We start from the raw sequence: 7543 nt of genomic DNA, 5'->3' as shown, positions 1-7543 counted from the left end.
GCCGACCGGGGCCGACCGGCTGCCCCGCCGCCGGGCGACGACCATGTGCCGGGTGCCCGCGGGGCAGCACCCGGCTCCCCGGCGGACGACGACGGGCGTGTCCGCCGTGACCGGGCGTCCGAGGACGACCGGTCGTGACGAACACGCCCGTCGAGGAGGCGCGGGTCGGCCCTACAGGGAGGCGTAGACCTCGCGGAGCAGCGCCGCGGTCTCGCTCGGCGTCTTGCCGACCTTGACGCCGGCGGCCTCGAGCGCCTCTTTCTTGGCCTGGGCCGTGCCGGCCGAGCCGGACACGATCGCGCCCGCGTGGCCCATCGTCTTGCCCTCGGGGGCGGTGAAGCCCGCGACGTAGCCGACGACCGGCTTGGTGACGTGCGCCTTGATGTAGTCGGCGGCACGCTCTTCGGCGTCGCCGCCGATCTCGCCGATCATGACGATCGCCTTGGTGTCGGGGTCGGCCTCGAACGCCTCGAGGGCGTCGATGTGCGTCGTGCCGATGACCGGGTCGCCACCGATGCCGATGGCGGTCGAGAAGCCGAGGTCGCGCAGCTCGAACATCATCTGGTAGGTCAGGGTGCCCGACTTCGAGACGAGGCCGATGGGACCCTTGCCGGTGATGTTCGCCGGGGTGATGCCGACGAGCGACTCGCCCGGCGTGATGATGCCAGGGCAGTTCGGGCCGATGATGCGGGTCGTGCCCGACTCCTTGGCCTTCGCCCAGAACTCGGCGCTGTCTTGCACGGGGATGCCCTCGGTGATGACGACGACGAGCGGGATGCCCGCCTCGATGGCCTCGAGCACGGCATCCTTGGCGAACACCGGCGGCACGAAGACGATGGAGACGTCGGCGCCGGTCTCTGCCATGGCCTCGGCCACGGTGCCGAACACCGGCAGCGAAACGCCGCCCTCGTGCTCAACGGTCGTGCCGGCCTTGCGGGCGTTGACGCCGCCGACGACCTTGGTGCCGGCCTTGAGCATGAGGGCGGTGTGCTTGGTGCCCTCGCCGCCCGTGATGCCCTGGACGATGACCTTGGAGTCCTTGGTGAGGAAGATCGACATGTTCTGTTCCTTAAGCGTTAGCGAGCTGGGCGGCCTTGTCGGCGCCGTCGTCCATGGAGGTGGCGAGAGTCACGAGCGGGTGGTTGGCCGCGGCGAGGATCGCCCGACCCTCCTCGACCTTGTTGCCGTCGAGGCGCACGACGAGGGGCTTGGTTGCCGCGTCGCCGAGGGTCTTGAGGGCGCCGACGATGCCGTTGGCCACCGCGTCGCACGCGGTGATGCCGCCGAAGACGTTGACGAAGACGCTCTTGACCTGGGAGTCACCGAGGATGACGTCGAGGCCAGCGGCCATGACCTCGGCCGACGCTCCGCCGCCGATGTCGAGGAAGTTGGCCGGCTTGACGCCACCGTGCTTCTCTCCGGCGTACGCGACGACGTCGAGGGTCGACATGACGAGTCCTGCTCCGTTGCCGATGATTCCGACCTCGCCGTCGAGCTTCACGTAGTTGAGGTCGTTGGCCTTCGCCTTGGCCTCGAGGGGGTCCGCGGCAGCGGCATCCTCAAGGTCAGCGTGGTTGGGGTGACGGAACCCGGCGTTCTCGTCGAGCGAGACCTTGCCATCGAGGGCGATGATGTCGCCGTCTTCGGTCAGCACGAGCGGGTTGACCTCGACGAGCGTCGCGTCCTCGCCCTTGTAGACCTCGTAGAGCTTGACGAGCACTGGTGCAACCTTCTCGACGAGCTCGGCCGGGAAGTGGCCAGCGGTCGCGATCTCGCGCGCCTTGGCGAGGTCGATGCCGACGATCGGGTCGACCTCGATGCGGGCGAGGGCCTCTGGACGCTCGACGGCGAGCTCCTCGATCTCCATGCCGCCCTCGACGCTGCAGAGCGAGAGGTAGCTGCGGTTGGCACGGTCGAGCAGCACAGAGAAGTAGAACTCCTGGGCAATTCGTGCGCCCTGCGCGACCATGACGCGCTTGACGATGTGGCCCTTGATGTCGAGGCCGAGGATCGCCTCTGCTGCCGTGGCGGCGTCCTCTGGGCTGTGAACGACCTTCACGCCACCGGCCTTGCCGCGGCCGCCAGCCTTCACCTGCGCCTTGACGACGACGGTGCCGCCGATCTTCTCCGCAGCCGCCTTCGCCTCCTCAGGGGTGTCAGCGATGATGCCGGAAAGTACAGGTACACCGTAGGACTCGAAAAGGTCCCGGGCCTGGTACTCGAAAAGATCCACGTCGAAAATCCAATCGTGAGGTAGGAGTCGGTGGCCGACTCAGGGCGTCGAAGTAGTTCGACGTCGAGATACTTTGGCCACTGAGAACTCTACCCCCGGCAGATGGGGGCTAGCTGCGGCCCTCGAGCAGGCGAACCTCATCCGAGTCCTCTCCACCAGTGGCAACACATGGCCCGGTGATGGAGATGGCGATGGATGCGCGGTGCCCGTCGGCCTTCTCCGTCGCCAGCACGGAGATGACGGCGAAGGAGTCGAGCTTCTGCAGGGTGTACCGGGTCGAGCCGTCGAGCGACTGCTCAGAGGAGTCCCAGCCCTGCTCGCTGAAGCTCGCGACGAGATCCCTCGCGACGCCGGCCGTGCGCGGGGCGAACGAGTTGTTGATGAGGGCCGTCGTTCCAGAGAGCCAGGAGCGCTGGAGCCCGTCGTCGTCGCAGGGCATCGACACATCGGTCGTCTCGGAATCCCCCTTGACCATGACGTCGGGCAGCCGGAACCAGGCCTCGTTGCGCAGCAGCTGCACCGATGCCTTGGTGTCGACAAGGCGAAGCGCACCGTCGTCGCTCGAGCAGCCCGCGAGTGTCACGACGAGCAGGAGGGGAACGAGGATGCGGAGGGCGGGCATGCCCCGCACGGTAGTCAGCCAAACCAACTGGCCGGTGGCCCGCGGATGAACGGAATTGATTCGACGCCACAGACGGCACTTAAGGCGAGAATGTGGTTATATCTGACGTGTGGATGACATAAGTCACGTGAATGCACTCGGATCGTCGGTCGTGAGCGAACTCTTCCAGCTGCTCAGAGACGGACGCCCGCGCACGCGTACAGAGCTCGCAGCCATGACCGGCCTCGCGCGCTCGACCGTCGCTGCCCGCATCGACATCTTGATGACCCTCGGGCTCGTCGCGCCGGTGGGCGAAGCCGTCTCGACCGGCGGGCGACCGTCGACGCAGTTCGCGATCGCGTCATCCGGCAAAGTGGTTCTCGGTGTGGATGTCGGCGCGTCCCACGTGCGCATCGGCGCGAGCGACCTCAGCGGGCGCATCCTCGCGAGCCGCCTCGAGACCATCGACATCGCAGACGGACCCGCCGTCGTGCTCACCCGCGTTGCCGAGCTAGGCCTCGAGCTCATGGCAGAGCTCGGCCGCCCACTCAGCGACCTGCTCGCGATCGGCGTCGGGCTGCCCGGCCCGGTGGAGTTCGACATCGGCATGCCGATCAACCCGCCGATCATGCCCGGCTGGAACCGCTTCGACGTGCCGGGCTGGCTGCAGAACACCTTCGAGGCACCGGTGCTCGTCGACAACGACGTGAACATCATGGCGCTCGGGGAGCGCGAGTTCGCCTGGCCGGAGACCAACCACCTGCTCTTCGTCAAGGTGGCGACGGGCATCGGCTCTGGCGTCATCTCCGGCGGCTACCTGCAGCGCGGAGCACAGGGCACAGCGGGCGATATCGGCCACGTGCACATCGCGCGCGGCAGCGACATCCCGTGCCACTGCGGCAACTTCGGCTGCCTCGAGGCGCTTGCCGCCGGGCCGGCCATCGCCCGCGCGCTGCGGGAGAAGGGCATTGAGGCGGAGACGAGCAAAGACGTCGTCGACCTCGCGCAGATGGGCAACATCCAGGCCATCCAGGCGCTGCGCCAGGCTGGGCGCGACATCGGCGAGGTGCTGACCGCGTGCGTCAGCCTCATCAACCCGTCCGTCATCGTCATGGGCGGGTCTCTTGCCCAGGCCGGTGAGCACCTCATCGCTGGCGTCCGCGAGATCGTCTACACGCGATCGCTGCCACTCGCGACAGAGCACCTGCAGATCACGCAGTCGAAGGCGGGAGCCAACGCCGCGATGATGGGTGCGAGCATGCTCGCCATCCACCACGCGCTCTCCCCGGCGCGGATCGAGGCGATGGTCGAGTCCGCGCCGGCGAAGGCGAAGGCGTAGCGGCTACTACGCCCTGGTGCTGAAGGCCGCGTCGAACGCGACGGTCGGCGCCTCGAAGGCCAGCCGCTTCACGAAGGCGAGGGCTTCCGGCGCGCCAACGAGGCGGTCCATGCCGGCGTCCTCCCACTCGACAGAGATCGGGCCGGTGTAGCCGATCTGGTTGAGCATGCGGAACGAGGCCTCCCACGGCACGTCGCCGTGACCGGTCGAGATGAAGTCCCAGCCCCGGCGACCGTCGGCCCAGGCGAGGTGCGACCCGAGCCTTCCGTTGCGGCCGTTGGCGCGGCCGAGCTTCGTGTCCTTGCAGTCGACGTGGTAGATGCGGTCTCTGAAGTCCCAGAGGAAGCCGACCGGGTCGATGTCCTGCCAGACCATGTGCGAGGGGTCCCAGTTGAGCCCGAAGGCCTCCCGGTGGCCGATCGCCTCGAGGGTTCGCACGGTCGTCCAGTAGTCGTAGGCGATCTCGCTCGGGTGCACCTCGTGGGCGAAGCGCACGCCGACCTCGTCGAAGACGTCGAGGATCGGATTCCAGCGGTCGGCGAAGTCCTGGTATCCGGCATCCACCATCTCCTGCGTTGCGGGCGGGAACATCGCGACGTACTTCCAGATCGACGACCCCGTGAAGCCAACGACGGTATCGACGCCGAGCCTCGCCGCGAGGCGGGCCGTCAGCATCATCTCCTCTGCGGCGCGCTGGCGCACGCCCTCAGCCTCGCCGTCACCCCAGACGAGGTCAGAAAGGATGCCGCGGTGCCGCTCGTCGATCGGGTCGTCGCAGACGGCCTGGCCCTTCAAGAGGTTGGAGATCGCATAGACCTTCAGGTTGTAGCGGGAGAGCAGCTCGAGCTTGCCCTCGACATACCCCGGCTCGTCCCAGCGCCACGGGTCGAGGTGGTCACCCCAGCAGGCGATCTCGAGGCCGTCGTAGCCCCAGCCGCTCGCGAGGCGCGCGACCTCCTCCAATGGAAGGTCGGCCCACTGGCCGGTGAAGAGGGTGATTGGTCGCGGCATTGCTGGCCCTTTCTACTCGTTGTCCACTGTCGTCCAGATCGCCGAAGCCGTCGAGCTCGACTCGACCGCCTCGAGAACCTGCTGCACTTGAAGCCCGTCGGCAAACGAGGGTCGCGGCTGCGTCGCCGTCACGATGCCCTCGACGAAGTCCTTGGCCTGATGAGAGAAGCCGTGCTCGTAGCCGAGCATATGACCGGCCGGCCACCACGCCTTTATATAGGGATGCACCGGCTCTGTGACGAGGATCTTGGTGAATCCCTGCCGGTCACCGGGGGCGGTGCGGTCGTAGAAGCCAAGTGAGTTGAGGTCTTCGAGGTCGAACGAGATAGCACCGAGAGACCCGGAGACCTCGATGCGGAGGGCGTTCTTGCGGCCGGTGCTGAAGCGCGTGGCCTCGAACGAGCCGATGGCGCCACCGTCGAAGCGGGCGCTGAAGAGGGCGAGGTCGTCGACCGTGACCGTGCCGCGGCCGCTTGATGCCGTGCCGGCAATGCCCGACGCCGCCTCCTGCAGCGGTCGCTCCTCGATGAAGGTGTGCAGCAGGGCGCTGACCGACTCGATTCGCTGGCCGGTGATGAACTGCGCGAGGTCGACCGCATGGGCTCCGATGTCGCCGAGCGCACCAGAGCCGGCGCGATCCTTCTGCAGCCGCCAGCCGAGGGGAACCTCAGGATCGACGAGCCAGTCCTGCAGATACTGCGCCCGCACCTGATAGACGGTTCCAACGGCTCCGGCGGCGACCAGGTCGCGGGCGAACACGGCGGCCGGCACGCGGCGGTAGGTGAATCCGACCATGGCGAGGGCGCCGCTGGCCACAAGCGCCGTCGTTGCGGCATCCGCCATGGCTGCGGCCTCGTCGACGGAGTTGGCGAGCGGCTTCTCGCAGAGCACGTGCTTGCCAGCCGCGAGAGCCGCAATCGCAATCTCCGCGTGCGAGTTGCCCGGGGTGACGATATCGACGATGTCGATGTCGTCGCGCTCGATGACGGAGCGCCAGTCGGTCGCCGACTCTGCCCAGCCCCAGGTGGTGGCTGCGGCATCCACCGCATCTTTGCTGCGACCGACGACGACTGCCATCTCTGGCGTGCGGTCGAGGTCGAAGAACCGCGGGGCGACCCGCCAGCCCTGGGAGTGGGCTGCGCCCATAAAGCCGTGGCCGATCATTGCGACGCGAAGTGAAGACATGTGTCAGTTCTCTCTTGGAAAGTGACAGAGGCGCCCGCCACCGGCTCGGCAGCGGGCGCCTCCGGTTGTACTTAGGACGCGAAGGCGGTCGGCAGGTACTTGTCGACGTTCTCTGCGGTCACTACCGGCGCGTTCAGCACGATGCGGTTCGGCACCTCGACCTCGACGAGGTCTCCGAGCGACTTGTCCTGTGCCACGAGACGGGCAAGGCGGATGCCGTCGGCAGCCTGCGTCGACGGGTAGATGACCGTCGCCTCAAGCACGGAGTCACCCGACTTGATGAGGTTCATCGCGTTGGCGGAGCCTGCCCCACCGACCATGATCATCTCGTCGCGGCCGGCGGCTTCGAGGGCAGCGAGCACGCCGACACCCTGGTCGTCATCGTGGTTCCAGATGGCGTCGATCTTGGGTGCGGCCGCGAGCAGCTGCGACGTCACCTCTTCGCCACCGGCGACCGTGAAGTCGGCGGCAACGCGGTTGGAGACGGTCAGGCCGCAGTCGCTGAGGGCGTCGGCGAAGCCGCGCGAGCGGTCTTGCGTGAGCGGGAGGAAGTCGAGACCGGCGACCTCGGCGACGACGGCGTCGGGGTTGCCGCCGACCTTCTCGCAGATGTAGGTGCCGGCGCTGACGCCCATGCCGTAGTTGTCACCGAGGATGGTGACGCGCGCGGCGAAGGTGCTCGAGAACTCGCGGTCGACGTTGATGACCGGGATGCCAGCCTCCATCGCCTTGATGGCGACCTCGGTGAGCAGGGCGCCGTCGGTGGGCAGCAGCACGATGGCGTCGACGCCATCGTTGATGAAGGTCTCGACGGCAGCGATCTGCTGGTTGGCGTCGTCGGTGCCCTCGGCGACCTTGAGCTCGATGTCTGGGTACTTCGCCGCCTCGGCGATGGCTGCGGAGTTGATCGCCCCGAGCCAGCCGTGGTCGGCTGCCGGACCGGAGAAGCCGATGACGATGGTGTCGCCGGATGCCTCGTTGTCGGTGTTGTTGGTCGGGGCGCTGCCGCCTCCTGTGGTGCCGGTCGTGCAGCCGGTGAGCAGGCCTGCGACGACTAGGGTCGCGCCGGCGATGGTGAGCCTGGCACGCGTAGTGCGCGTTGCGAACATGTGGGAATCTCCTTTAATTCGGTGGATCGCAGTGAGCCATCGAGGGGAAGGCACATTCAACCGCC

The 7543-nt window shown here is 67.5% G+C and carries 7 protein-coding genes; 1 reads left to right on the top strand and 6 read right to left on the bottom strand.

What is annotated here, in order from left to right:
* Positions 1 to 171 precede the first annotated feature (171 nt).
* The 3 genes from sucD to AC14A7_RS13590 all read right to left on the bottom strand — a co-directional run bounded on the left by sucD (position 172) and on the right by AC14A7_RS13590 (position 2855).
* Positions 172 to 1059 carry a succinate--CoA ligase subunit alpha gene (gene sucD, locus AC14A7_RS13600; RefSeq protein ID WP_484009947.1) on the bottom strand — a complete coding sequence of 296 codons (888 nt, stop codon included), beginning with the start codon at positions 1057 to 1059 and terminating at the stop codon, positions 172 to 174.
* A 10-nt stretch (positions 1060 to 1069) separates the two neighbouring features.
* Positions 1070 to 2233, bottom strand: a complete 1164-nt coding sequence (gene sucC / locus AC14A7_RS13595) for an ADP-forming succinate--CoA ligase subunit beta (RefSeq protein ID WP_484009945.1) — start codon at positions 2231 to 2233, stop codon at positions 1070 to 1072.
* Positions 2234 to 2342: 109 nt separating this feature from the next.
* Positions 2343 to 2855 carry a hypothetical protein gene (locus tag AC14A7_RS13590; protein ID WP_484009943.1) on the bottom strand — a complete coding sequence of 171 codons (513 nt, stop codon included), beginning with the start codon at positions 2853 to 2855 and terminating at the stop codon, positions 2343 to 2345.
* A gap of 151 nt (positions 2856 to 3006) precedes the next feature.
* Here AC14A7_RS13590 and AC14A7_RS13585 point away from each other — a divergent pair, with 151 nt between their 5' ends.
* Complete coding sequence (locus AC14A7_RS13585; protein WP_484009941.1) at positions 3007 to 4173, top strand: ROK family protein; 1167 nt, start codon at positions 3007 to 3009, stop codon at positions 4171 to 4173.
* A gap of 6 nt (positions 4174 to 4179) precedes the next feature.
* On the opposite strand, the gene AC14A7_RS13580 is transcribed toward AC14A7_RS13585, so the two are convergent.
* From AC14A7_RS13580 to AC14A7_RS13570, 3 genes are all read right to left on the bottom strand, one after another.
* Positions 4180 to 5184, bottom strand: coding sequence for a sugar phosphate isomerase/epimerase family protein (locus AC14A7_RS13580; protein ID WP_484009939.1), 1005 nt, complete (start codon positions 5182 to 5184; stop codon positions 4180 to 4182).
* 12 nt (positions 5185 to 5196) lie between these two features.
* Positions 5197 to 6369: a Gfo/Idh/MocA family protein gene (locus AC14A7_RS13575; RefSeq protein WP_484009937.1), complete on the bottom strand. Its 1173-nt coding sequence runs from the start codon at positions 6367 to 6369 to the stop codon at positions 5197 to 5199.
* Between the two features lie 71 nt (positions 6370 to 6440).
* Positions 6441 to 7478: a substrate-binding domain-containing protein gene (locus tag AC14A7_RS13570; RefSeq protein ID WP_484009935.1), complete on the bottom strand. Its 1038-nt coding sequence runs from the start codon at positions 7476 to 7478 to the stop codon at positions 6441 to 6443.
* Between the last annotated feature and the right edge of the window lie 65 nt (positions 7479 to 7543).

Source organism: Conyzicola sp., assembly GCF_057073975.1.
Note: the sequence above shows the minus strand (reverse complement) of the source record. Positions and strands in the feature narration are given on the sequence as shown.